Origin of the sequence: Micromonospora sonchi, assembly GCF_014646235.1 — a bacterium.
Classification (GTDB): domain Bacteria; phylum Actinomycetota; class Actinomycetes; order Mycobacteriales; family Micromonosporaceae; genus Micromonospora; species Micromonospora sonchi.
The window spans coordinates 1-23,532 of sequence record NZ_BMNB01000014.1 but is presented as its reverse complement, the minus strand read 5'-3'; the positions used below and the strand labels follow the sequence as shown (position 1 = coordinate 23,532).

General features: G+C 73.9%; 22 protein-coding genes and 2 pseudogenes. 16 read left to right on the top strand and 8 right to left on the bottom strand.

Annotated elements, in window-relative coordinates:
- Positions 1–15: 15 nt before the first annotated feature.
- Entirely contained in the window at positions 16–1,629 is a 1,614-nt protein-coding gene (locus IEY61_RS16365; protein ID WP_189045169.1) for a phytoene desaturase family protein, read from the top strand.
- Between the two features lie 8 nt (positions 1,630–1,637).
- On the opposite strand, the gene IEY61_RS16360 is transcribed toward IEY61_RS16365, so the two are convergent.
- Together IEY61_RS16360 and IEY61_RS16355 are read right to left on the bottom strand one after the other, a co-directional pair.
- Positions 1,638–2,405, bottom strand: coding sequence for a polyprenol monophosphomannose synthase (locus IEY61_RS16360; protein WP_189045167.1), 768 nt, complete (start codon positions 2,403–2,405; stop codon positions 1,638–1,640).
- Between the two features lie 82 nt (positions 2,406–2,487).
- Positions 2,488–3,369, bottom strand: a complete 882-nt coding sequence (locus IEY61_RS16355; RefSeq protein WP_189045165.1) for a zinc ribbon domain-containing protein — start codon at positions 3,367–3,369, stop codon at positions 2,488–2,490.
- Positions 3,370–3,748: 379 nt separating this feature from the next.
- Between IEY61_RS16355 and IEY61_RS32160 the strand changes: the two are divergent.
- From IEY61_RS32160 to IEY61_RS16315, 9 genes and pseudogenes are all read left to right on the top strand, one after another.
- Positions 3,749–4,319: pseudogene (locus IEY61_RS32160) on the top strand (D-glycero-alpha-D-manno-heptose-1,7-bisphosphate 7-phosphatase); the annotation flags it as partial.
- Between the two features lie 125 nt (positions 4,320–4,444).
- Positions 4,445–5,524: pseudogene (locus IEY61_RS32155) on the top strand (glycosyltransferase family 9 protein); the annotation flags it as partial.
- Positions 5,521–6,492, top strand: a complete 972-nt coding sequence (locus tag IEY61_RS16345; RefSeq protein ID WP_189045161.1) for a glycosyltransferase — start codon at positions 5,521–5,523, stop codon at positions 6,490–6,492. The pseudogene IEY61_RS32155 and the gene IEY61_RS16345, both read left to right, overlap by 4 nt.
- Positions 6,483–7,700, top strand: coding sequence for a glycosyltransferase (locus IEY61_RS16340; protein WP_189045159.1), 1,218 nt, complete (start codon positions 6,483–6,485; stop codon positions 7,698–7,700). The genes IEY61_RS16345 and IEY61_RS16340 overlap by 10 nt, the downstream gene beginning before the upstream one ends.
- A complete protein-coding gene (locus IEY61_RS16335; protein ID WP_189045397.1) occupies positions 7,697–8,371 on the top strand; it encodes a D-sedoheptulose-7-phosphate isomerase in 675 nt (224 codons plus the stop codon). The genes IEY61_RS16340 and IEY61_RS16335 overlap by 4 nt, the downstream gene beginning before the upstream one ends.
- 6 nt (positions 8,372–8,377) lie before the next feature.
- Entirely contained in the window at positions 8,378–9,859 is a 1,482-nt protein-coding gene (locus tag IEY61_RS16330) for a PfkB family carbohydrate kinase (protein ID WP_229705953.1), read from the top strand.
- Positions 9,856–10,542 (top strand): SDR family oxidoreductase, encoded by a 687-nt coding sequence (locus IEY61_RS16325; RefSeq protein WP_189045157.1) that lies wholly within the window; start codon positions 9,856–9,858, stop codon positions 10,540–10,542. The genes IEY61_RS16330 and IEY61_RS16325 overlap by 4 nt, the downstream gene beginning before the upstream one ends.
- On the top strand, positions 10,539–11,492 hold the full coding sequence (locus IEY61_RS16320; RefSeq protein WP_189045155.1) for a glycosyltransferase family 9 protein: 954 nt from the start codon (positions 10,539–10,541) through the stop codon (positions 11,490–11,492). Before IEY61_RS16325 ends, IEY61_RS16320 begins: the two co-directional genes overlap by 4 nt.
- On the top strand, positions 11,476–12,459 hold the full coding sequence (locus IEY61_RS16315; RefSeq protein ID WP_189045392.1) for a DNA topoisomerase IB: 984 nt from the start codon (positions 11,476–11,478) through the stop codon (positions 12,457–12,459). The genes IEY61_RS16320 and IEY61_RS16315 overlap by 17 nt, the downstream gene beginning before the upstream one ends.
- A gap of 234 nt (positions 12,460–12,693) precedes the next feature.
- Here the strand turns inward: IEY61_RS16315 and IEY61_RS16310 are convergent, their stop codons facing one another.
- Positions 12,694–13,476, bottom strand: a complete 783-nt coding sequence (locus IEY61_RS16310) for a TetR/AcrR family transcriptional regulator (protein WP_229705952.1) — start codon at positions 13,474–13,476, stop codon at positions 12,694–12,696.
- Between the two features lie 96 nt (positions 13,477–13,572).
- Between IEY61_RS16310 and IEY61_RS16305 the strand changes: the two genes are divergently transcribed.
- Both IEY61_RS16305 and IEY61_RS16300 read left to right on the top strand, forming a co-directional pair.
- Positions 13,573–14,535 carry an ATP-binding cassette domain-containing protein gene (locus IEY61_RS16305; protein WP_189045153.1) on the top strand — a complete coding sequence of 321 codons (963 nt, stop codon included), beginning with the start codon at positions 13,573–13,575 and terminating at the stop codon, positions 14,533–14,535.
- Positions 14,528–15,292: an ABC transporter permease gene (locus IEY61_RS16300; protein WP_189045151.1), complete on the top strand. Its 765-nt coding sequence runs from the start codon at positions 14,528–14,530 to the stop codon at positions 15,290–15,292. Before IEY61_RS16305 ends, IEY61_RS16300 begins: the two co-directional genes overlap by 8 nt.
- A gap of 79 nt (positions 15,293–15,371) precedes the next feature.
- Here the strand turns inward: IEY61_RS16300 and IEY61_RS16295 are convergent, their stop codons facing one another.
- The 4 genes from IEY61_RS16295 to IEY61_RS31815 all read right to left on the bottom strand — a co-directional run bounded on the left by IEY61_RS16295 (position 15,372) and on the right by IEY61_RS31815 (position 18,800).
- Positions 15,372–15,875 carry a hypothetical protein gene (locus tag IEY61_RS16295; RefSeq protein WP_189045149.1) on the bottom strand — a complete coding sequence of 168 codons (504 nt, stop codon included), beginning with the start codon at positions 15,873–15,875 and terminating at the stop codon, positions 15,372–15,374.
- 97 nt (positions 15,876–15,972) lie between these two features.
- The gene (locus tag IEY61_RS16290; RefSeq protein WP_189045147.1) at positions 15,973–17,604 is read right to left on the bottom strand and encodes a RecQ family ATP-dependent DNA helicase; all 1,632 of its coding nucleotides are present in this window, start codon (positions 17,602–17,604) and stop codon (positions 15,973–15,975) included.
- Between the two features lie 57 nt (positions 17,605–17,661).
- A complete protein-coding gene (locus IEY61_RS16285; protein ID WP_189045145.1) occupies positions 17,662–18,612 on the bottom strand; it encodes a TIGR03557 family F420-dependent LLM class oxidoreductase in 951 nt (316 codons plus the stop codon).
- 65 nt (positions 18,613–18,677) lie between these two features.
- Positions 18,678–18,800: a hypothetical protein gene (locus tag IEY61_RS31815; RefSeq protein ID WP_268240650.1), complete on the bottom strand. Its 123-nt coding sequence runs from the start codon at positions 18,798–18,800 to the stop codon at positions 18,678–18,680.
- A gap of 197 nt (positions 18,801–18,997) precedes the next feature.
- Between IEY61_RS31815 and IEY61_RS16280 the strand changes: the two genes are divergently transcribed.
- Positions 18,998–20,506, top strand: a complete 1,509-nt coding sequence (locus IEY61_RS16280) for a glycoside hydrolase family 3 protein (RefSeq protein WP_189045143.1) — start codon at positions 18,998–19,000, stop codon at positions 20,504–20,506.
- Here the strand turns inward: IEY61_RS16280 and IEY61_RS16275 are convergent.
- Positions 20,490–20,771 (bottom strand): GNAT family N-acetyltransferase, encoded by a 282-nt coding sequence (locus tag IEY61_RS16275; RefSeq protein ID WP_229705977.1) that lies wholly within the window; start codon positions 20,769–20,771, stop codon positions 20,490–20,492. The genes IEY61_RS16280 and IEY61_RS16275 overlap by 17 nt on opposite strands.
- A gap of 72 nt (positions 20,772–20,843) precedes the next feature.
- Here IEY61_RS16275 and IEY61_RS16270 point away from each other — a divergent pair, with 72 nt between their 5' ends.
- The 3 genes from IEY61_RS16270 to IEY61_RS16260 all read left to right on the top strand — a co-directional run bounded on the left by IEY61_RS16270 (position 20,844) and on the right by IEY61_RS16260 (position 23,384).
- Entirely contained in the window at positions 20,844–21,197 is a 354-nt protein-coding gene (locus tag IEY61_RS16270; RefSeq protein WP_189045138.1) for a hypothetical protein, read from the top strand.
- Between the two features lie 45 nt (positions 21,198–21,242).
- On the top strand, positions 21,243–22,064 hold the full coding sequence (locus IEY61_RS16265; RefSeq protein WP_189045136.1) for a DUF1206 domain-containing protein: 822 nt from the start codon (positions 21,243–21,245) through the stop codon (positions 22,062–22,064).
- A gap of 105 nt (positions 22,065–22,169) precedes the next feature.
- A complete protein-coding gene (locus IEY61_RS16260; protein WP_189045134.1) occupies positions 22,170–23,384 on the top strand; it encodes a mechanosensitive ion channel family protein in 1,215 nt (404 codons plus the stop codon).
- The last annotated feature ends 148 nt before the right edge of the window (positions 23,385–23,532 follow it).

The following is a 23,532-nucleotide window of genomic DNA, read 5'->3' as shown; positions in this document are numbered from 1 at the left end:
GGGTAGCGTCCTTGAGTGATCTCGCGGGGTTCTTCCGGTTCCGGTCGGGCCGACGCCGTGGTCGTGGGCGCCGGACACAACGGCCTCGTCGCCGCGAACCTGCTCACCGACGCGGGCTGGGACGTGGTGGTGCTGGAGGCGACCGGAGTCGCGGGTGGCGCGGTGCGCTCCGCCGAGGTGACCGCGCCCGGCTACCTCAGCGACCTCTACAGCTCCTTCTACCCGCTCGGCTACGTTTCGCCGGTGCTGCGCGGGCTCGGGCTGGACCGGCACGGGCTCGCCTGGCGGCACGCCCCCGACGTGCTGGCCCACCTGTTCCCCGACGGCCGTGCGGCGCTGCTCAACCGCGACCCGGCGGTCACCGCGGCCTCGCTGGAGACGTTCGCGCCCGGCGACGGCCAGCGCTGGTTGGCCGCGTACGAACAGTGGCGGCAGATCGCCGGGCCGCTGATCGAACTGATCACCACCCCGTTCCCGCCGGTGCGCGGCGGCCTGCGGCTGCTGCGCCGGCTGCGCGTCGGCGGCGGGTTGCGGCTGGCCCGGCGGATGGTGCTGCCGGTACGCCGCCTCGGCGCGGAACTGTTCGCCGGTGCGGGCGGCCCGGTGCTGATGGCCGGCTGCGCCCTGCACACCGACCTGTCGCCCGAGGAAGCCGGCTCCGGGCTGTACGGATGGCTGCTGGTCATGCTCGGCCAGCAGGTCGGTTGGCCGGTGCCGGTCGGCGGGGCACAGCGGATCACCGATGCCCTGGTGGCCCGGCTGACCGAGCGGGGTGGCCGGATCCACTACGGCGCCCGGGTGGACCGGGTGCTGGTCGCCCAGGGCCGGGCGATGGGCGTACGCACGGTCGACGGTGGGCTGTGGCGGGCCCGTCGGGCGGTACTGGCCGACGTGCCGGCGCCCGCGCTCTACCTGGACCTGGTCGGCGCGGCGGCGCTGCCGCCCCGGCTGGTCGCCGACCTGGAGCACTTCCGCTGGGACGGCTCGACGGTGAAGGTCGACTGGGCGCTGTCCGCGCCGATGCCGTGGCGTAACCCGCAACTGGCCACGGCCGGCACCGTGCACCTCGGCGCGGATCTCGCCGGGCTCACCGGCTACGCCGCCGCGCTGGCCCGCGGCGAGTTGCCGCGTGACCCCTTCCTGCTGCTCGGGCAGATGTCGGTGGCCGATCCGAGCCACTCCCCGCCGGGCACCGAGTCGCTCTGGTCATACACCCACCTACCGTTCCGGCGCCACTGGCGGGCCGAGGAGATCGCCGGGCACGTCGAGCGGATGGAGGCGGTGCTGGAGGCCGCCGCGCCCGGGTTCCGGAGCCTGGTCGTGGGTCGGCACGTGGCCGGCCCGGCCGAGTTGGAACAGGAGAACCCCAGCCTGGTCGGCGGCGCCCTCGGCGGCGGCACCGCCGCGCCGTACCAACAGTTGTTCCTGCGCCCGATCCCCGGCCTGGGCCGCGCCGACACGCCGGTGGACCGGCTCTTTCTGGCCAGCGCGTCGGCGCATCCGGGCGGCGGGGTGCACGGCGCGCCGGGAGCGAACGCGGCCCGGGCCGCGCTGGCCCGTGACCGGGCCCTCACCGGCGAGGTCTACCACCGGGCGGTGGCCGCCGCGCAGCACGCCATCTACCGCTGAAGCGGGATTCAGCCTTCGACGTTGCGGTGCCGGGTCCGGAGCTTGAACGGCATCAGCGCGCTCTCGATCTTCGTGGCGGTGGTCATCTTGGAGGCCCCGTCGCGGCGCTCCTCGAACCGGATCGGCACCTCGAGGATGGTGTGCCCCAGCTTGGTGGCGAGGTAGTGCATCTCGACCTGGAAGCTGTAGCCGTTGGACTGGACCCGCTCCAGCCCGATGTCGCGCAGCGCGTCGGCCTGCCAGATCTTGAAACCGGCGGTCAGGTCCCGGATCCGCACCCGCAGCAGGGTGTGCACGTAGAGGTTCGCCCAGCCGCTGAGGGCCCGCCGGTAGAGCGGCCAGTTCTCGTCCAACTCGCCACCGGGGACGTACCGCGAGCCGATGACCACCCCGGCCTGGGTGGAGAGCAGGGCGCCGAGCATGCCCGGCAGTGCCTCCGCCGGGTGGGACAGGTCGGCGTCCATCTGTGCCACGTACTCGGCCCCGCCGTCGAGGGCCCGGCTGATTCCGTCCACGTACGCCCGGCCGAGGCCCTCCTTGCCCGGCCGGTGCACCACCTCGACGCGCTCGGGGTGCTCGATCGCGAGCTTGTCGGCGACCTCGCCGGTGCCGTCCGGGGAGTTGTCGTCGGCGACCAGTACCTTCAGGCCGGGCAGGGGGAGGGCGAGCAGCCGCTCGACCAGCACCGGCAGGTTGCCCGCCTCGTTGTACGTCGGCACCACGACGGTCAGCCGTACGTCCCGCCAGGGCGAGGGCAACTGGACGGGTTCGATCATGGGGACATCCTCGGTCGGCGGACAGGGTCCCCCAGAGCGTAGCCAGTTGTCCCTTCCGGGGGGAAATGGCTCCCGTTACTTTTCAGTGTGCTCTAGCGAGCACGTGATCAGTAGTCCTACCTTGCGGTGGGACGGTCCCGGTCTGATCGGCGATCGCCGTGCCGGGTTGACGCTTCGTAGCCACCTGCCCGCCGGGGCGGGTCTTACGGTCGGCTCCACGTCCAGTCACCGGGCCACTCCCGGCGGTGTCCACTCCAGTCGCCAGTGCGGCGAGGTTGCGTGCGGCGTTGAGGTCGCGGTCGAGGACCATGCCGCAGGTGGTGCAGGTGTAGGTGCGCTCGGACAGGGCGAGCTTGGTTTTCACCGCGCCACAGCCTGAGCAGGTCTTGCTGGACGGGTACCAGCGGTCGGCCACGATCAGCCGGCCACCGTTCCATTGCGTTTTGTACGCCAGTTGGCGGCGTAGCTCGCCGAAGCCGTGCAGCTTCAACCGACCCAGCCGGGGCAGCACGACATGCTTACGGTCCGGCTCCACCCGGATCGGTCCGGTGGTGAACCGCACACTCGGCACGCTACGGCGACGCGACTTGAACCGAGGAAACCCGACCGGCCGGCCAGCCCGCTTTCCGGTGCGGGAGTCGGACCAGTTCTTCAGTGCTCGGGCGAGAGCGTCCAGGCCGGTGTTGAACGCCTCCTTCGAGCACTCCCGCCACCACGGCGCGGCCTCGTCCTTCGGGGCGTTCCACGCCTTCCGCAGCGCCGGCAGCGACCAACCGATCGCAGGCGTCAGATCCGCGTCGGCGACCCCGTAGGTACGTTCGGCCGCGCGCTGGTTCATCACCGCCGCCACCCGGGCCAGCGCCCAGTTATGGGCAACCCGAGCCGCCCCGGCGTGGGCCAGCGCCGCACGCTCCTGCGCCGGTGTGAGGTCCAACGCGTAACGATACGCCTGAATTGCCTTCACGCCGGGTCATCCCCGCAGGCGAAGACGATACGTGGGAACAGGAAGCTTCCCAGCCGCAGACTGCCGCCGCGCAGTCGCATACCCGACGCCCTGAGATGCCGCCCACTCCTTCAAATTCACCCGACCACACTGCACCCCACAGAGCACTAAACAACGCTGACACGCCAGCAGCAGACACCCTCGCCGTCAGCTCGGCTGACCGCCGGGCGGGTTAGCTTCTCCGGGGCCGTGGGTAAGGCCACCCGCGGCGGCGTCCGGCGGGTGCCGGCGCGCTCGGCGTCCACCGCGCCGCGGCCGACGTTTACACCCCCCGGGCGCCGGGAACCCGCCGCCCGTGCGACAGGACCATGGGGAGCCGGATCATCGCAGGTCAGCCGGGGTGCTGGCCGCTGCCGGCCGGGCCGGGCCGGGGCCCGCCCTGTTCGACGCGGTCCTGCTGGACCGGGACGGCACCCTGGTCGAGGACGTGCCGTACAACGGCGATCCGGACAAGGTACGCCCGATGCCGGGGGCGCGCGCCGCCCTGGACCGGCTGCGCGCGGCCGGATTCAAGCTCGCGGTGGTGACCAACCAGTCCGGACTCGCCCGGGGCCTGTTCACCGAGCGGCAACTGGATCGGGTGCACCGCCGGATCCAGGCCCTGCTCGGCCCGTTCGACTCCTGGCAGGTGTGCCCGCACGACGACGGGGACGGCTGTGCCTGCCGTAAGCCGGCGCCGGGCCTGGTGCACGCCGCCGCCGCCGCGCTGGGCACCGTGCCCGCCCGCTGCGTCCTGATCGGCGACATCGGACGCGACGTCACGGCCGCGCTGGCCGCCGGTGCCGCAGGCCTGCTGGTGCCGACGCCGGTGACCCGGGCCGAGGAGATCGCCGCCGCGCCCTGGGTGGCCGGCGACCTGTCGTCCGCGGTCGCGGAACTGCTGCGCCGTCGGGACGCGCTGCGACCGGCCCCGGCGCCCCCCGACGAGGTCCGGGCCGGGGGCCGTCCGGTCACCGGCGATACGTCGATCCGCCCGACCGCCGCCGCCCACGCATCGGCCCGTACCGCTGCCGGGGCCCGTGGCGGCGGGCGGCGCACGGTGCTGGTGGTGCGGTCGGACTCGGCGGGAGACGTGCTGGTGACCGGGCCGGGCATCCGGGCGGTCGCGGCCGGGGCGGACCGGGTGGTGCTGCTCTGCGGCCCGCGCGGCCGGGCCGCCGCCGAACTGCTGCCCGGCGTCGACGAGGTGGTCGAGCACGCGCTGCCGTGGATCGACCCGGTGCCCGAGCCGGTCGATCCGGCTCGGCTGGCCGCGCTGACCACCCGGCTCGCCGCCGTCGCCGCCGACGAGGCGGTCGTCTTCACCTCGTTCCACCAGTCGCCGTTGCCGCTGGCGCTGCTGCTGCGGATGGCCGGTGTCGCGCGGATCGCCGCGATCAGCGACGACTACCCGGGGAGCCTGCTGGACGTCCGGCACCGGGTGCCGGCCGGAGTTCCCGAGGCCGAACGCGCCCTGTCCCTGGCCGCCGCCGCCGGCTACGCGCTGCCCGACGGTGACGAGCCGTGCCTTCGGCTGCGTCCGGTGCCGCCGCCGCCCGCCGAGGCGGGTGAACCGGGGTACGTGATGCTGCATCCCGGGTCGGCCGTGCAGGCCCGGGGCTGCCCACCGGAGGTGGCCGAACGGATCGCCCGGCGGTTGGCCGCGGCCGGGCACCGCGTGGTGGTCACCGGTGGCCCGCAGGAGCGGGAGCTGACCGCCCGGGTCGCCGGACGGCACGCCGTGGACCTGGGCGGCGGTACCGGACTGGCCGAACTCTCCGCGGTGGTGGCCGCCGCTGGCGCGGTGGTGGTCGGCAACACCGGCCCGGCGCACCTGGCCGCCGCGCACGGCGTGCCGGTGGTCAGCCTCTTCGCCCCGACCGTCCCGTTCGGGCAGTGGGGACCGTGGCGGGTGCCGACGGTACGCCTGGGCGACGCCACGGCCGCCTGCCGCGACACCCGTGCCGCGCACTGCCCGGTGCCCGGCCACCCCTGCCTCAGCGGCGTCGAGCCGGACACGGTGCTCGACGCCCTGCGGCTGCTGGGCGTACCACCGGCACGTCGCCCGGCGGCGCTGCTCGGCACGGTGTCGCGGACCGCGTCGCTGGTGCCCGCCGGTGGTGGGAGGAAGCGATGAACATTCTGCTCTGGCACGTGCACGGCTCCTGGACCACCTCGTTCGTGCACGGCAAGCACCGCTACCTGGTGCCGGCCACCCCGGACCGGGGCCCGTACGGCCTCGGTCGCGCGCGCACCTACACCTGGCCGGAGAGCGCGGCCGAGATCAGCCCCGAGCAGCTGCGCAGCGCCGAGGTCGACGTGGCCATCCTGCAACGGCCCGAGGAGATCGACCTGGCCGCCGAGTGGCTCGGCCGCCGCCCGGGCCGCGACCTGCCGGCGATCTACGTGGAGCACAACACCCCGAAGGACGGGGACGTCCCGCACAGCCGCCACCCCATGGCCGACCGGGACGACCTGCTCATCGCCCACGTGACCGCGTTCAACGAACTCTTCTGGGACACCGGCTCGACCCGGACCACCGTCGTCGACCACGGCATCGTGCCGCCGGCGGTGGCCTACACCGGCGAGCTGGACCGGCTGGCCGTGGTGATCAACGAGCCGGTACGCCGGTGGCGGGTCACCGGCACCGATCTGCTGCCCCGGTTCGCCGAGATCGCCCCGCTGGACGTCTTCGGCCTGAAGGTGGCCGGGCTCGCCGAGCGGCTCGGGCTGCCCGCCGACCGGCTGACCAGCCACGACGACGTGCCACAGCATCGGATGCACGCCGAGCTGGCCAGGCGGCGGGCGTACCTGCACCTGTGCCGGTGGACCTCGCTGGGGCTGAGTCTGATCGAGGCGATGAGCATGGGCATGCCGGTGGTGGCGCTGGCCACCACCGAGGCGGTGATGGCGGTGCCGCCCGACGCCGGTGCCCTGTCCACCCGGGTCGACGCCCTGCTGGCGGCCGCCGGTCGGCTCGTCGCCGAACCGGACCGGGCGCGGCGGGCGGGCGCGCGTGCCCGCGGCGCCGCCCGCGAACGCTACGGCCTCGACCGTTTCCTCGCCGACTGGGACCGGCTCCTGGAGGAGGAAGTATGCGCATAGCGATGATCTCGGAGCACGCCAGCCCGCTCGCCATCCTCGGCGGCGAGGACGCCGGCGGCCAGAACACGCACGTCGCGGAGCTCTCCGCCGCGCTCGCCGCCGCCGGGCACGACGTACGCGTCTACACCCGCCGCGACGCGGTCGACCTGCCGGTGACCGTACGCAGCCCGGACGGCTACGACGTGGTGCACGTCGCGGCCGGTCCCGCCGAGCCGGTCGTCAAGGACGCCCTGCTGCCGCACATGCCGCCGTTCAGCGCGTGGCTGGTGGACCGCTGGCGGGGCGGTGACTGGGCCCCCGAGGTGATCCACGCGCACTTCTGGATGAGCGGCCTGGCCGCGCTGGAGGCCAGCCGGCAGACCGGGATACCGGTGGTGCTGACGTACCACGCGCTCGGCACGGTCAAGCGCCGCCACCAGGGCGTGCAGGACACCAGCCCGGCCCGGCGCATCGGCTACGAGCGCCAGCTGGGCCGTACGGTCGACCGGGTGATCGCCCAGTGCCGCGACGAGGTGGGCGAGCTGGTCCGGATGGGGGTGTCCCGGTCCCGGATCACGGTCATCCCGTCCGGGGTCAACCTGGCCACCTTCGCCCCGCTCGGACCGGCCGCCGAACGGGAACCCGGACGGGCCCGGATCCTCACCGTCGGCCGGTTGGTGGAACGCAAGGGATTCCAGACCGTGGTGCGGGCCATGACGCACGTACCCGACGCGGAGTGTGTGGTGGTGGGCGGCCCTCCGGCCGGTCTGCTGGAGACTGACCCGTACGCCCGTCGGCTGCGCGCCCTGGCCGGCAGCTGCGGTGTGGCTGACCGGGTCCGCCTGGTCGGCGCGGTGCCCCGCGAGGAGATGGGTCGCTGGTACCGCTCGGCGGACATCCTGGTCGCCGCACCCTGGTACGAGCCGTTCGGTCTGACCCCGCTGGAGGCGATGGCGTGCGGGGTGCCCGTGGTGGCCACCGCCGTCGGCGGGCTGCGCGACACGGTGGTCGACGGCGTGACCGGGGATCTGGTGCCGGCCCGGGACCCGAGGGCGTTGGGCCAGGCGCTGCGAGGGCTGCTCGACGACCGGATCTGTCGATTCGCCTACGCGGGGGCGGCCCGCGCCCGGGCCCGGCAGCACTACTCCTGGACGGTCACCGCCGAGCGGCTCGCCGAGGTCTACGCCGAAGTGGCCGCCGTGCATCGGCCGAGCCGGGTGGTGGCCTGATGCCGGCGCGGACCCCGCTCGAGGAGCACCTGGCGCTGCTGGCGGCGGCCCTGCCGCCGTACCGGCGGTGCGAGCCGCTGCTCGCCCGCTGGGGCGCCGCGCTGGCGCGTCGGCTCACCGCCGGCGGACGGTTGCTGGTGGCCGGCAACGGCGGCAGCGCCGCCGAGGCGCAGCACCTCACCGCCGAACTGGTCGGCAAGCTCCGCGACGACCGCCAGCCGCTGTCCGCCATCGCGCTGCACGCCGAGACCTCGGCGCTGACCGCGATCGGCAACGACTACGGCTACGACGAGGTCTTCGCCCGCCAGGTCCGCGCCCACGGCCGCCCCGACGACGTGCTGCTGCTGCTCTCCACCAGCGGTGGCAGCGGCAATCTGCTCACCGCCGCCCGGGCCGGGCGGGAGACCGGGCTGCGCTGCTGGGCCTTCACCGGCCCGGCCCCGAATCCGCTCGCCGACGCCTGCCACGAGGTGCTGGCCGTGGACTCACCGGACAGCCAGGTCGTCCAGGAGCTGCACCTGGTCTCCAGCCATCTGCTCTGCGAGTACGTCGAACAGGCGCTGCCGGAGTACCTCGGATCGACGGTCCCCGCCGCGCCGGCCGCCGGCCCGGTGCGGACCGGCGTCGAGGTGGTGCTGGACGGCGGCGCGGGCCGACCGGTCGAGGCGTGAGGAGGCATGGTGATGGGACCCGTGGTGGTGGTCGGCGACACCCTGCTCGACCGGGACGTCGAGGGCATGGTCAACCGGCTCTGCCCCGATTCGCCGGCACCGGTGCTCGACGAGATGGCGCACGTCGACCGGCCCGGCGGCGCCGGACTCGCCGCCATCTTCGCCGCGCTGCACGGCGCCGAGGTGGTGCTGGTCACCGCGCTGGCCGACGACGCGGGCGGAGCCCGGCTGGGCGTGCTGCTGGCCGCCGCGGGGGTGCAGGTGTATCCGCTGCCGCTGGCCGGGGCCACACCGGAGAAGATCCGGCTGCGGGCCGGGGGCCGGGTGCTGCTGCGACACGACCGGGGCGGCGGCGCCAGCGAGCCGGGGGAGCCCGCCGAGGCGGTGCTGCGGGCGATCGAGCGGGCGTCGGTGCTGCTGGTCAGCGACTACGGCCGGGGGGTGGCACGGCAGCCGGCGCTGCGGGTGGCCATGGCGGCGAGCCGGGCTCCGCTGGTCTGGGATCCGCATCCGCGCGGGCCGGCGGCGGTGCCGGGAGTGCACCTGGTCACCCCGAACGAGGCGGAGGTGCGGGAGCTGGTGGAGGTGCCGGCCGCCGCCACCCGGCTGGCCACGGCCAACGAGGGCGCCGAGCGGCTGCGGCAGCGCTGGCGGGCGGGCGCGGTCGCGGTCACGCTGGGCGCCGACGGCGCGCTGCTCAGCCACGCCGGATCGACCCCGCTGATGGTGCCCGCCCCGTTCGCCGCCGAGGGGGACACCTGCGGTGCCGGGGACCGGTTCGCCGCCACCGCCGGGCTCGCCCTGGCCGGTGGGGCGGTGGTCTCCGAGGCGGTGCAGGAGGCGGTGGCCGACGCCTCCGCGTACGTGGCGGAGGGGGGAGTGGCGACCGCGCTGCCGCCGCCCGTGCGGCGGGCGCCGCAGGCGGTGCACGCCGCGGTGGCCGGTGACCGGGTCGGGGTGGCCGCGGCCGCCGCCGTGGTGGCCCGGGTCCGGGCCGCCGGCGGGACGGTGGTCGCCACCGGCGGTTGCTTCGACCTGCTGCACGCCGGTCACGTGGCGACCCTGCAGGCCGCTCGGCAGCTCGGTGACTGCCTGGTGGTGTGCCTGAACTCCGACGCCAGTGTCAGCGGTCTGAAGGGCCCGGGCCGCCCGGTCATGCGGCAGGACGACCGAAGTCGACTGCTGGCCGCGCTGAGCTGTGTCGACGCCGTCATGATCTTCGACGAGCCGACGCCGGCGGCGGCGCTGTCCTGGCTCCGGCCCGACGTCTGGGTCAAGGGCGGGGACTACGCCACCGGCGGCGGTGACGGCGACGCCCTGCCCGAGGCGGAGATTCTGCGCCGCTGGGGCGGGCACACCGTGGTGGTGCCGTACCTGGACGGGCGCTCCACCAGCCAGATGATCGCCGCGACGGCCGGCCGGGGGAACGCGGAGGTGGCCGGCGCGGGCCGGGCGGCGGTGTCGCGGCGCGCCGGAGAGCCGGCATGAGCGCCGCGCGGACGGTGCTGGTCACCGGTGGGTCCAGCGGCCTGGGCGCGGCGGTGGTCGCGGCGGTGGCCGCTGCCGGCGGCCGACCGCTGGTGCTGGACCGACAGGCGCCGGCCGACGGGGTGCCGTGGATCGAGTGCGACCTGGCCGACACCCGGGGCGCCGAGGAGGCCACCCGGCGGCTCGTCGAGCGGGTGGGCGGGCTGGACGCCGTGGTCACGGCGGCCGGCATCGACGTGCCCGGCCGGCTCGCCGACGTGCCCGGCGAGACGTGGGACCGGATCGTCGCGGTGGACCTGCTCGCCACCGCGGCGGTCATCCGGGCCGCCCTGCCGTTCCTGGAGGCGTCCCGGGGCAGCGTCGTCACGGTGGCGTCCACGCTGGGGTTGAAGGCGGTCAGCGACGCGACGGCCTACTGCGCGGCCAAGTTCGGGGTGGTCGGGTTCACCCGGGCGCTCGCTGCCGAACTGGCCGGTCGGGTGGGCGTCACCCTGCTGGTGCCGGGCGGGATGCGTACCGCCTTCTTCGACGACCGCGACGCCCGGTACCGCCCGGGGCCGGACGCCGTCCTCAACGACCCGGCGGACACCGCCGCCGCGGTGCTGTTCGCGCTCTCCCAGCCCGCCGGCTGTGCGGTACGCGAGCTGGTGGTCTGCGCCGAGCAGGAGACCTCGTACCCGTGATCCTGGCCCTGCGCGCCCTGGGCGTCGGTGACCTCGCCACCGCGGTTCCGGCGCTGCGGGCGCTGCGCGCGGCCCACCCCGGGCAGGAGCTGGCGCTCGCCGCGCCGACCTGGCTGGGGCCGCTGGTCGAGCTGGTCGGCGGCGTGGACCGGCTGCTGCCGACCGCGGGGCTGGACCGGCTGGAGCGCCCCGCCGGTCCGGTCGAGGTCGCGGTCAACCTGCACGGCCGGGGACCGGACTCGCACCGGCTGCTCGCCACCACCCGGCCCGGCCGGTTGCTCGCCTTCGCCAACGCCGCCGCCGGGCACGTCGACGGGCCGCCGTGGGACGACGACGAGCACGAGGTGGCGCGCTGGTGCCGGCTGCTGGCGGCGTACGACATCCCGGCCGACCCGACCGACCTGGAGCTGCGCCGCCCGGAGCCCGGTGACGTGCCCACCGGCGTCACCGTGCTGCATCCCGGCTCCAAGGTCGTCGCCAAGCGGTGGCCGGCCGTCCGGTACACGGCCCTGGCCCGGGAGCTGACCGCCCGGGGGCACCGGGTGGTGCTGACCGGCAGCGCGGGGGAGCGGGAGATCGCCGCGCGGATCGCCGCCGACGCCGGGTTGCCGCCCGGCGTGGTGCTGGCCGGACGGACCGACCTCGGCCGGTTGGCCGCCCTGGTCGCGGGCGCCCGTTTGGTGATCAGCGGGGACACCGGGGTGGCGCACCTGGCCACCGGCTACCGGGTCGCCTCGGTGGTGCTGTTCGGTCCGGTGCCGCCGAGCCGGTGGGGGCCGCCGCCGGAGCGCCGGCGGCACCGGGCGCTCTGGGCCGGCCCGGCGGTATGGCCGGGCTGGGATGGGGTAGGTAGCCATCCGGCGATGGCCGCGCTCGTCGTCGACGAGGTACTGGCGGCCGTGGACGAGGTGGAACGGGTGGTGCGTGCCGACCGTGCGGTTGCGGCGTAGCGATCCGGGCCGGCCGGGGTACGCGCGGCGCCGGCGCGGTCCGGGCTGGTCATTCCTGGACCAGCGCGGCGAGCCGGTACGCGACCCCGACGAGCTGGCCCGGTTGCGGGCGTTGGTCATCCCGCCCGCCTGGCGCGAGGTCTGGATCTCGCCGTACCCCCACGGACACATCCAGGCCACCGGGATCGACGCCGCGGGCCGCAAGCAGTACCTCTACCACCCCGTCTGGCGGCAACGGCAGGACGAGGCGAAGTTCGACCATGTGCTGGAGGTGGCGCGCCGGCTGCCGGTGCTGCGGGAGCGGGTCGATCACGACCTGGCCGAGCGGGGGCTGCGCCGGGGACGGGTGCTGGCGACGGTGACCCGACTGTTGGACACCGGCATCTTCCGGGTCGGCAGCGACCAGTACGCGGCCGGCGACGACCCGACGTTCGGGGTGGCCACCCTGCGCCCCGAGCACGCCCGGTCCCGGCGTGGCTGCGTGGTCTTCGAGTTCCCGGCCAAGGGCGGCATCGAGCAGGTGCGGCTCGTCGACGACCCCGAGCTGTGCCGGGTGCTGATCGACCTGCGCCGCCGACGGCGGGCGGCCGAACGGCTGTTCGGTTACTGGGACGGGCGCGACTGGCGGGACGTGCGTGCCGACGAGGTCAACGACTACCTGCGTACGGCCAGCGGCGGGGAGATGACCGCGAAGGACTTCCGCACCTGGCACGCGACGGTGCGGGCGGCCACCGAACTGGCCGGGATCGCCGTGGCGCGGTCGGTGACCGCGCGGCGGCGGGCGGTGGCGGGGGTGATGCGGGAGGTGGCGGAGCTGCTGGGCAACACCCCGACGGTGGCCCGTACGTCCTACGTGGACCCCCGGGTGGTGGATCTGTTCCACGACGGGGTGGTCGCGCCGGTCACCCGGGACACGCCCCGGGAGCAGGCCGAACGGGCGGTGCTGACCCTGCTGGAGCGCGCCTGAGCCAAGCGACCTGTGTCCGGGTCGCTCGGGCCGCCGCACCGACGACCGAGATCGCCCGCGAGGACGTCCGCCCTGCCCTGAGACCAGCCTCGCGCGGTGCGTGCCCGTCCCGGTTTGGTTGCTCCAGGCGCTTGATCATCACCGTTTCGCCGTAATGGTGGTGTCCCGACCGCTCGGACACCGCCGTACCGACGGAACGGAGTCGATCAACTGGCTGTGGAGCTCAGCGGCCGGTCACTGATGCTGCGTCTGGCCCGCGGCGCGGGCCTTGACCAGCGCCTCGATGCCGTCGAGGATCCGGTCGAGCCCGAACCGCCACTCCGCCTCGTCGGTCTCCTCCTCCTCGCCCACCTCGGCCATCAGCTCGTGGATGGCCGGGTACGGGCCGGGCGCGGTGAGCACGGCCAGTTGACGCCAGTAGCGCTGACCCGCCTCGTCCGGCGTCTGCCCGGTCCGGGCGGCGGCCTCGGCGAGGTCGCCGGTGGTCGTGGCCCAGCTGCGCGCGTACCCGCTGACCAGCAGGATGGTGGAGATCCGCTCGGTGGGGCGCAGTCCGGTGCCGCGCAGCGCGAGGAAGCCGTACTCCATCCAGCGCACCGCGTTCGGGTTGATCGGCGGGCCGCCGATCGGCACGTGCCGGATCCACGGCTGGCGGCGGAGCGCGGCGAGGTTCCCCTCGGCCCAGCGGGTCAGCGCCGGCCGCCAGCCCTCGCCGGGGGCGCGCGGTGACGGAGGCGGCCCGTACGCGGTGTCGGCCATGAGGTCGAGCAGATCGTGCTTGGTCGGCACGTACCGGTAGAGCGACATGGTGCCGACGCCCAGCTCGCTGGCGACCCGGCTCATCGACACGGCGGAGATCCCGTCGGCCTGGGCCACGCGGATGCCGGTGGCGACCACCTGCTCCAGGCTGAGGCTGCGCTTCGGGCCTCGGGACGGGCGGTCGCGCAGCCCCCAGGCGAGCGCCACGTTCTCGGGCAGCTCGAAGTCGTCCGGCAGGTCGCCGTCGGGGTCACCCACTCCGCCTCCCAGGGGCTGTTTTTGACGATCATCCTAGCTTCTGCGTATGGTCTACGCATTAAAGCGTATGACATACGCAGTCATGGAGGCGGAGCTGTGCCCGAACCACCCGCGGTCGAACTCGTCGACCTGCGCAAGTCCTTCGCTGATGTCGTCGTCCTCGACGGCCTGTCCATGCGGGTGCCCAGGGGCGGGGTGCACGCCCTGCTCGGTCCCAACGGCGCCGGCAAGACCACCACGGTGCGGATCCTGGCCACCCTGACCCGGCCGGATTCGGGCAGCGCCCGGGTCGCCGGCCACGACGTGCTGCGCGAGCAGCGGCGGGTGCGGCGCAGCATCAGCCTCGCCGGCCAGCACGCGGCGCTCGACGACGAGCAGACCGGCGCGGAGAACCTGATCATGCTGGCCCGGCTCGCCGGGCTCTCCGGCGCGGCGGCCCGCGGCCGCGCCGCCGCGCTACTGGAACGCTTCGACCTGACCGACGCCGCCGGCCGGCGGGTGGTGACGTACTCCGGTGGCATGCGACGCCGCCTCGACCTGGCGGCCAGCCTGGTCGGCACGCCGTCGGTGATCTTTCTGGACGAGCCCACCACCGGTCTCGATCCGCGCAGCCGGCAGGGGCTGTGGGAGCTGATCGGTGAACTCGCCGGGGCCGGGGTGACCGTGCTGCTCACCACGCAGTACCTGGAGGAGGCCGACCGCCTCGCCGACCGGATCGCGGTGCTGCACGGCGGGCGGCTCGCCGCCGAGGGAACGGCCGCCGACCTCAAGCGCCGGTTCGGCGCCCAGCGGCTGGAGCTGACCTGGCGCGACGCGGCCAGCTTCGCCGAGGCGGCACGCCGGCTGGGTGACCGGGTGATTCACCGCGAGCCGGCCCGGCAGGAGCTGTCCGTGGCCACCGACGGCAGCGCGCCCCAGGTACGTGCCCTGCTCGACGAGGTCGACCCGGACCGGCACGGACTGCTCCGGTTCACCGTCCGGGAGGCGACCCTCGACGACGTCTTCCTCACCCTCACCGATCGTCCGGTGAGCAACGAGCGGGAGGTGGCCAATGTCTGAGCTGACCCTCCGGGGCACCCGGGCCGTGATCATGATCGATCGCTGCGTCCGGTTGTCCCGGCGCAACCTCGACGCGTTGCTCACCTCGGTGCTGCTGCCGGTGATCATCATGCTGCTCTTCGTCTACCTCTTCGGCGGGGCGATCGAGACCGGCTCGGCGTACGTGACCTATGTGGTGCCCGGCGTGCTGGTGCTCTGCACCGGCTTCGGCGCGGCGGGCACCGCGGTCAGCGTCACCACCGACATGACCAACGGCATGATCGAGCGACTGCGCACGATGGATGTCGGCGCCACCTCGATCATCGGTGGCCACGTGGTGGCGAGCGTGGCGCGCAACATGGTGTCCACCGTGCTGGTGCTGGCGGTCGCCGTGGGAATCGGGTTCCGGCCGGCCGTCGAACCGCTACGCTGGCTGGCCGCCGCCGGGGTGCTGCTGCTGTTCCTGCTGGCGATATCGTGGCTGTCGGCGGCGTTCGGGTTGCTCGCCCGCACCCCCGAGGCAGCCAGCGGCTACACCTTCCTGGTGATGTTCCTGCCATACCCGAGCAGTGCCTTCGTGCCGGTCGAGACCATGCCCAGCTGGCTACGCGGCTTCGCGGAGAACCAGCCCGTGACGCCGGTCATCGAGTCCCTGCGCGGGCTGCTGCTGGACACCCCGGTCGGCTCGGCGCCGGCCCGGGCGGCGGCCTGGTACCTCGGCCTGCTGGCCATCGCGGTGGTGCTCTCCGCCGTGCTGTTCCGCCGCCGCGTCGCCTGACGGCGGAGCCTCGCGGCGATGGGGGCGGTGTCGACCGGTGCCTGGGGGCGGTGCCGACCGGCGCCGCCCCCACCCGGGTTCAGTCGTGGAGGATCTGTGCCAGCCGGTCGCGGAAGCGCCGCTCCGAAGGGCTGACCGTGCTGGCGCCCAGCCCGAGGAGTCCGCCGCTGCTGGCCGCGCCGACCACCTGCTCGGCGATCTCCACCAGCCAGTGCCGGTACGCGCCGGCCTCGCCCTCGCCCACCCTGGCCGCCAGCAGCGTCGTGGCCTCCTTGGCCCGAGCGAGCACGTCCTCGGCGTAGGCGCGGGGGTCCTCGGGCGCGATGACCGGCAGTTCCTCGCCGGCCTCCGGGTCGCCCACCCGGGTCACGATCTCCCCGGCCACGGCCGCCACCAGCGGGCTGGCCGACTCCCGCCCGGCCGAGATGCTCTCCAGGCCGGCGGCGCCCTCGGCCATCGTCGCCCGGGTGCCGTCGGACTCGGCGGCGCTCGCCGCGGTGAGCACCGACTGCGGCAGGCCGACCAGCAGCCCCCACTCCTCGTCCGAGAAGCCGAAACCGGTGTACGCCGGTTCTTCGATCACGGCTGCGTCCCTCCCGCTCGTCGTCCACCTTCTCGCCGGCCGCGCGCTGCGGCGGCCCGCTCAGGTTAGTTGAGCCGCCGCAGGCGGCCGGCCCGGGTTAGTTGAGTGTCAGCAGCCCCTGCTCGGACACCACGCTGACCGAGAGGGTCTTGTACCCGACCTCGTCGAACAGGACCGTCATCCGGCCCTCCTCGTAGCTGAGCACCAGGCCGGTGCCCCATTCCGGATGCCGGACCTGGCTGTGTACGGGAAACGGCCCCACCGCGCCGCTGTCGGGGGCGCTGGTGCCGGCATGGCAGTTGTCGCAGTGCCCGCAGATCCCGGTCATCTGCTCGCCGAAGTAGGCCAGCAGCGTCTGCGCCCGGCAGGCGCTGGTCTCGGCGAAGGCGCGCATCATGTCGGTCCGCGACCGGGTCAGGTTCTGCCGGCGCTCGGCCTCCGCCACGGCGGCCGCGGCGGCGTCGACCGGCGCGGGGGAGTAGCGCGGGGCGGCCACGCGCTGCCCCGCCCGGGTGTGGGCGGCGCCGACCTGTTCCAGCAGGGCGAGGTACTGCCCGAGTTTGCGCGGTCCGAGCCCGGTGGTCTCGCGCAACTCCTTGCGGGTGATCGGGGCGTGGCGCAGCAGCGCGGCCAGGTCCCGCAGTTCGGTGGCGTCGGGCAGGCCGCCGCTGAAGTAGCGTTGCAGGCCGACGTCCTCGGCCTGCCAGAGCAGGAGTACGCGGGCCGGCTGGCCGTCCCGCCCGGCACGGCCGATCTCCTGGAAGTAGCTGTCCGGAGAGTCCGGTAGCGCCATGTGCACCACCCAGGCGATGTTCGGCTTGTCGATTCCCATGCCGAACGCCGAGGTCGCCACCATGATCGGCACCTGGTCGGCGAGGAAGCGCTGGTGCAGTCGGGCGCGGGCGCCAGCCGACATCCCGCCGTGGTAATGCTCGGCGAGGAAGCCCGCCTCGGTGAGCCGGGCGGCCAGTTCCTCGGCGGCCCGGCGGGTGGGCACGTAGATGATGCCCGGTCGCTCGTCCTCGCGCAGCAGCGCGACCAGCCGTCGCCAGCGGTAGTCCTCGGTGGGGCAGTGCGTCACCTCGAGGAAGATGTTGGGCCGGTCCAGCCCGGACACCACGATCTCCGGCTGGCGCAGTCGCAGCCGGGCGACGATGTCGTCGCGTACCGGCGGGGAGGCGGTGGCGGTCAGCGCCACCACCGGTGGGCGGCCGAGGCCTTCGATGAGCTGACCGAGTGCCAGGTAGTCCGGGCGGAAGTCGTGCCCCCAGGCGGAGATGCAGTGCGCCTCGTCGATCGCGACCAGGGCCGGGGAGAGCGCGCGTACCTCGGCCAGCCGGTCCGGGTTGGCCAACTGCTCCGGCGTGATGAAGAGGAACTCGGCCCGTCCGTCGCGAATCTCGGCGATCGCCTCGGCCTGCTGGGCCGGCCCCTCGTCGGAGGAGATCCGGACCGCCCGCAGCTCCGGTCGCTGCCGCTCGTTGAGCGCCGCGACCTGGTCCTGCTGAAGGGCGAGCAGCGGTGAGATCACCACCGTCGGGCCGGGGATCAGGCTGGCCGGGATCTGGTAGATCGCCGACTTGCCGGCACCGGTGGGCAGCACCACCAGGGCGTCACGCCGCTTCATCACGGCCCGCATGGCGGCGAGCTGGTTGGGGCGCAGGGCTTTCCAGCCGAACAGGCTGCGCGCCGCGCGGCGCAACGACATCGAGTGCGTGGTGAGCTTCATCGGAGGCCGCAGGTACCCGGGTGCTCCGCCCGCGAAACCCGGCGGCCCGCAACCGGTTCAGCGCATCCGGGGCAGCACCTCGCGCTGGTACAGGTCGAGCAGTCCCGGCCAGTGCGGTCCGGTGTTGGCGACGTAGATCTCGTCGAAGCCGGCCTTCGCGTACGCGTCGATCTTCGCCAGGTGCGCCTCGGCGTCGTTGCCGCAGACGAACCCCTCGCGCATGGCCTCCGGGGCGACCAGTTGGGCGGCCTGCTCGAAGTGCCGTGGCGAGGGCAGCACCTGCAACAGTTCGCCCGGGATCGCCTCGGTCGGCCAGCGTTCGTACGCCAGCCGTACGCCTTCCTCCTCGGTCGGCGCGTACGCGGCTTTGAAGCCGGCCTGGCACGGCTTGTCACCGCCGCCCTCCTCCCGGAACCGGCGTACCAGTTCGCCGTCGGGCATGGTGTTGATGAAGCCGTCGCCGATGCGGGCGGCGAGCCGGACCGCCTTGGGGCCGAACGCGGAGACGTAGATCGGCGGGGGCGTCTCGGGCAGCGTGTAGATCCGCGCGTGCTCCACCCGGTAGTGGCGTCCGTAGTGGTTGACGAAGCGGCCGCGCCACAGTTTCCGAATCACCTCGACGGCCTCCTCCAGCATCTCCAGCCGGATGTCGGCCTGCGGCCACGGGTCGCCGAGGATGTGTTCGTTGAGCGCCTCGCCGGAGCCCACCCCGAGTGAGAACCGTCCGCCGTGCAGCACCGCGCTGGTCGCCGCAGCCTGGGCCAGCACCGCCGGATGGATGCGGGTGGTCGGGCAGGTCACCGCCGTGGTGACCGGCAGTGAGACGGCCTGGCTCAGCGCGCCGATCATCGACCAGACGAAGGGGCTCTGCCCCTGCGCGTCGGTCCACGGATGGTAGTGATCGGAGATCCAGAGTGCCTCGAACCCGGCCCGTTCGGCGGCGCGGGCCTGCGCCAGCAACTCGGCGGGCGGGTATTCCTCGGTGGACAGGAAATAGCCGATCCTCATTTTGTCACCCCTCGCCGTGGTGGTGCCTGCGCCGCAGGCGGTACCCCGGTGGGCGCGGGTCACACTCAGCGTCGGAACATCGCCCGGGTCGCGATGAGCAGCAGCAGGCCGCCGACCACCAGGCCGAGCAGGCGTACGCCGGGGATGTCGGCCGGGCTCGTCGCGTCGGCCAGCAGCAGCGGGTCCATTCCCGCACTGTCCCCCCGGGCTGCCCTGCGGGAGGTCGTCGTCGGTGTTCGTCGAGCAGTCGGGCGAAGACTGAGGGGGGCGTAGTGCCCCCAAGGCAACTGTAAGGTTTATTGACTAATTGGGTGGCCCGGTGTGACCATGTCTGCACCGCCGGGTGGCGGGGGAGCCGGCGCGGCGGAGAAGACGGGGGAGCGCATTGAACGGAAACCTGGCGAGGCTGGCCGCCGCGGTCCTGCAGCCCGGGTTCGTCGGCACCGTCCCACCGGCCTGGATCCGCCGCTGGCTCGGCGACGGACTCGGCTCGGTGGTGCTGTTCAGCCGCAACGTCGTCGACCCGGCGCAGGTGGCCGCGCTCACCGCCGCGCTGCGCGCGGAGCAGCCCGACGTGATCGTCGCCATCGACGAGGAGGCCGGGGACGTCACCCGCATCGAGTCGGGCCGGGGCAGCTCCCGTCCGGGCAACCTCGCCCTCGGCGCGGTGGACGATCCGGCGCTCACCGAGGAGGTTGCCCGCGACCTCGGCGCCGAACTCGCCGCCGCCGGCATCACCCTGAACTACGCGCCGGACGCCGACGTCAACTCCAACCCGGACAATCCGGTGATCGGCGTCCGCTCGTTCGGTGCCGAGCCGGCCCTGGTCGCCCGGCACACCACCGCCTGGGTGCGTGGCCTGCAGTCGACCGGTGTCGCCGCCTGCGCGAAACACTTCCCGGGCCACGGTGACACCCGGGTCGACTCGCACCACGACCTGCCCCGGATCAGCGCGGACCGGGACCGGCTGCACGCCGTCGAACTGGCTCCGTTCCGGGCCGCCGTCGCGGCGGGCGTGCAGGCGGTGATGACCGGGCACCTGCTGGTGCCGGCGCTGGATCCCCAACTGCCGGCCACGCTGAGCGAGCGGATCCTGGGCCGCCTGCTCCGCGAGGAGATGGGCTTCAACGGTGTGGTGGTGACCGACGCGGTGGAGATGCGCGCGGTCGCGGGCCGGTACGGCTTCGCCGGTGCGGCGGTGCGGGCGCTGGCCGCCGGGGCGGACGCGATCTGTGTCGGCGGCGAGCACGCCGACGAGGAGACGGCCCGGCACCTGCGGGACGCGATCGTGGCGGCGGTGCTCGCCGGGCAACTGCCGGAGGAGCGGCTGACCGAGGCGGCGAAGCGGGTCGGGCAGCTCGCGGCGTGGACGGCCACCGCCCGTACGGCCCGAGGCGACGCCGCAGGCGCGCCGGCCGGCGGCGGCTCGGCGATCGGGTTGGTCGCGGCGCGGCGCGCGATCCGGGTCACCGTCACCGGCGACGGGGCCCCGGAACTGCCGCTGGCCGCTCCGCCGCACGTGGTGGAATTCGAGCCCCCGCACAACCTCGCGATCGGGACGGCGACCCCCTGGGGGGTGGCCGCACCGCTGGCCGAACTCGTGCCGGGCACCACCGGCGTCCGCTGGACCGAGGCCACGGTACCCGCCGATCCGGCCACCGGGGCCGCCGGCCGCCCGCTGGTCCTGGTCGTCCGCGACCTGCACCGGCACGGCTGGATGCGCGCCGCCGTCGACCGGGCGCTGGCCGAGCGGCCCGACGCGGTGGTGGTGGAGCTGGGAGTTCCGGCGCTGGTCCTCGGCGCGGTGCACGTGGCCACCCACGGCGCCACCCGGGCCGCCGGCCGGGCCGCCGCCGAACTGCTCGGCGGCGTCGCGCTCAGTCCAGGCTGGTGACCAGGTCCGCGTACTCGGGATGGCGGTTGATGAACGCCGCCATGAACGAACACTGCGGCACCACCCGCTGCCCCTGCGCGCGGACCTGGTCCAGCGTGCCGCGCATCAGCGCCGAACCGACGCCCTTGTTCTGGAAGCCCGGATCCACCTCCGTGTGCGTGAAGATCAGCACCTCGTCGCGCGGCAGGTACTGGGCGAACCCGGCCAACGCGTCGTCGACCAGGATCTCGTAGCGCCGTTTGGCGGGATCGTCCTCGACCAGCATGCTCACCCGCCCATTGTCTCCGGCGGTCCTCGACACCGGAGCCGTTCGCGGTCCAGTCGTACTCTTGACCGCGTGACGATCAAGCCCTTCCCCATTCCCCTCCGCAGGGCCGCCGGGCTGCTGGCCGGCCTCACGCTCGGCGCGGCCCTGCTGGTCGGGTGCAGCAGTGAGGGCGCCAGCACCGACTGCGCTCTGGACGCCTGCACGGTGACCTTCGACCGGGGTGTGGAGGCCCGGGCCAGCATCCTCGGCGTCGAGGCGCGGCTCGTCGGCGCCCAGGACGACCGGGTCACCATCGAGGTCGGTGGCGAGCAGGTGTCGCTGACGGTCGGCCAGCAGGCCACCGAGATCGGTGGCCTCGGGGTGATCCTGGACAGCGTCACCGACTCCGAGGTCAAGGTGACGATCTCGCGTAACCCGGGCTGATCCCCGCCGCGTTTGGAAATCTTCGCATGCGGAGATTGAGGGCCCATGTCTCTCACCCGCAACGCCGAAGCCACCGCCGCCCGTACGGCCGACAGCCGGTGGCTGGAACTCCTCGCCCGGGCCGGCTTCATCGGCTACGGGATCGTGCACCTGCTGTTCGGTTGGCTGGCGCTGCAGATCGCCTTCGGCAACTCCGCCGACGACGGGGACCAGTCCGGCGCGCTGCGTACCCTCGCCGCCCAACCGATGGGCAGGATCCTCGTCGTCGCCATCGCGGTCGGCATGCTCGCGATGGCGATCTGGCAGGCCCTGGAGGCGGCCGTCGGGCACCACGCCGAACGCGGCAACGACCGGCGCAACGAGCGGATCGTCTCGGCCGCCCGGACGGTCATCTACCTCTGGCTGGCCTGGACGGCCTGGAAGGTCTTCGCCAACGCCAACTCCGACAGCGCCTCGCAACAGGAGGAGCTGACCGCCCGGCTGATGGAGTCCTCGGGTGGCCGCTGGCTGGTCGGTCTCGCCGGCCTGGTCCTCGCCGGGATCGGCGTGGGCATGGCCGTCTACGGAGCCCGGAAGAAGTTCCTGAAGCGACTGAAGACCGGCGAGATGAGTCCCCGGACCACCCATCTCGCGCGTCGGCTCGGCATGGCCGGCTACGTCTCCCGGGGCGGCGCGTTCGCCGTCACCGGCCTGCTGCTCGTGCTGGCCGCCGTCAACTACGACCCGGAGAAGGCCCGCGGCCTGGACGCCGCGCTACGGACGCTGCGCGACCAGTCGTACGGCGCCATCCTGCTCACGCTGATCGCGCTCGGCATCGCGGCCTTCGGCGTCTACTGCTTCCTCCAGTCCCGCTACCGCAAGGTCTGACTTCTCCGCCGTCACCGACTCCGCCGCGATGGCCGGTGCGGATGATCCGAGGCAGGATTGCCCCTTCGTGCGGATACTGCCGTCGGGTCAGAAGGAGAAGCACACGTGCACAGCTACCTCGTGACGGTCGTCGCCGTGCTCGCCGCGGCGGCGATCGCCCTTGCCGTGGTGGAGGTGGCCCATCGCCTCATTCAGCGGTGGGGTCGCCGGTCGCTGTTGTTGACCGAGTTGGCCGAGCACGCCCACCGCTCGTTACAGGTCGCCGCGACCGTGCTCGCCGTGCAGTTCGCCGTGCGGCTCAGCACCGGGTACGCGGTGGGCACGGGGTGGCGACAGGCCCTGCTGCACCTGCTGGTGCTGGCGGTCATCGCGGCCACCGCCTGGCTGGTCGCCTCGCTGCTGGTGGTGGTGGAGGACACCGCGCTGGCCCGGTTCCGGGTGGACGTGCCGGACAACCGGCACGCCCGCCGGGTGCGCACCCAGGTGGTGATGCTGCGCCGGGTGACCATCGTGGTGATCGTCGTGCTGACCCTCGGCGTGATGCTGATGACCTTTCCCGCGGTACGCGGCATCGGTGCCGGCGTGCTGACCAGCGCCGGTGTGGTCGGCATCGTCGCCGCGCTGGCCGCGCAGAGCCTGCTGGGCAACGTCTTCGCCGGCCTGCAACTGGCCTTCAGCGACGCGGTACGCCTCGGCGACGTGGTGGTGGTCGAGGGGGAGTGGGGCCGGATCGAGGAGTTGACGCTCAGCTATGTGGTGGTGCAGATCTGGGACGACCGCCGGCTGATTCTGCCCACCTCCTATTTCACCAGCACCCCGTTCCAGAACTGGACGCGTACCGAGGCGGCGGTGCTCGGCACGGCCGAGTTCGACGTCGACTGGTCGGTCCCGGTGCAGCCGATGCGGGAGGAGTTGCGCCGCGTGGTGGAGAGCACCAAACTGTGGGACGGTCGGGTCTGCGTGCTCCAGGTGACCGACGCGACCGGCGGCATGGTCAAGCTCCGGGCGCTGGTGAGCGCCGGCAGCGCGGGGGCGCTGTGGGACCTGCGCTGCCTGGTCCGCGAGCATCTGGTGGCCTGGGTACGCGACCAGCGGCCCACCGCGATGCCCCGGCTGCGTACCGAGGTCGGTGACAGCGCGGGCAGCCTCCCCTGGCAGTCGGCGCCGCCCCCACGCCCCGCCCCCCGCCGCCCCGCCTCCCACCGCCCCGATGACGCCGAGATCCCCGACGACGCCCGCCTCTTCGGCGGCAGCGACGACGGCGAGGCCCGCAGCGAAGCCTTCGTCGGCCCCGAAGAACCCGCCACCCCCCACCCCTGAACCCCCACCCCTGAACCCCCACCCCGTTACCTTTTTCGTGGCCCTGAGGCAAGGGCTCGCTGGTCACCGAGGCCGGTATGACTTACTGCCCCTGTCGTGTGCATGATCCGGGGGGTGTTGTCGCCGGTCTCGGTGGGCACTGGTGGAC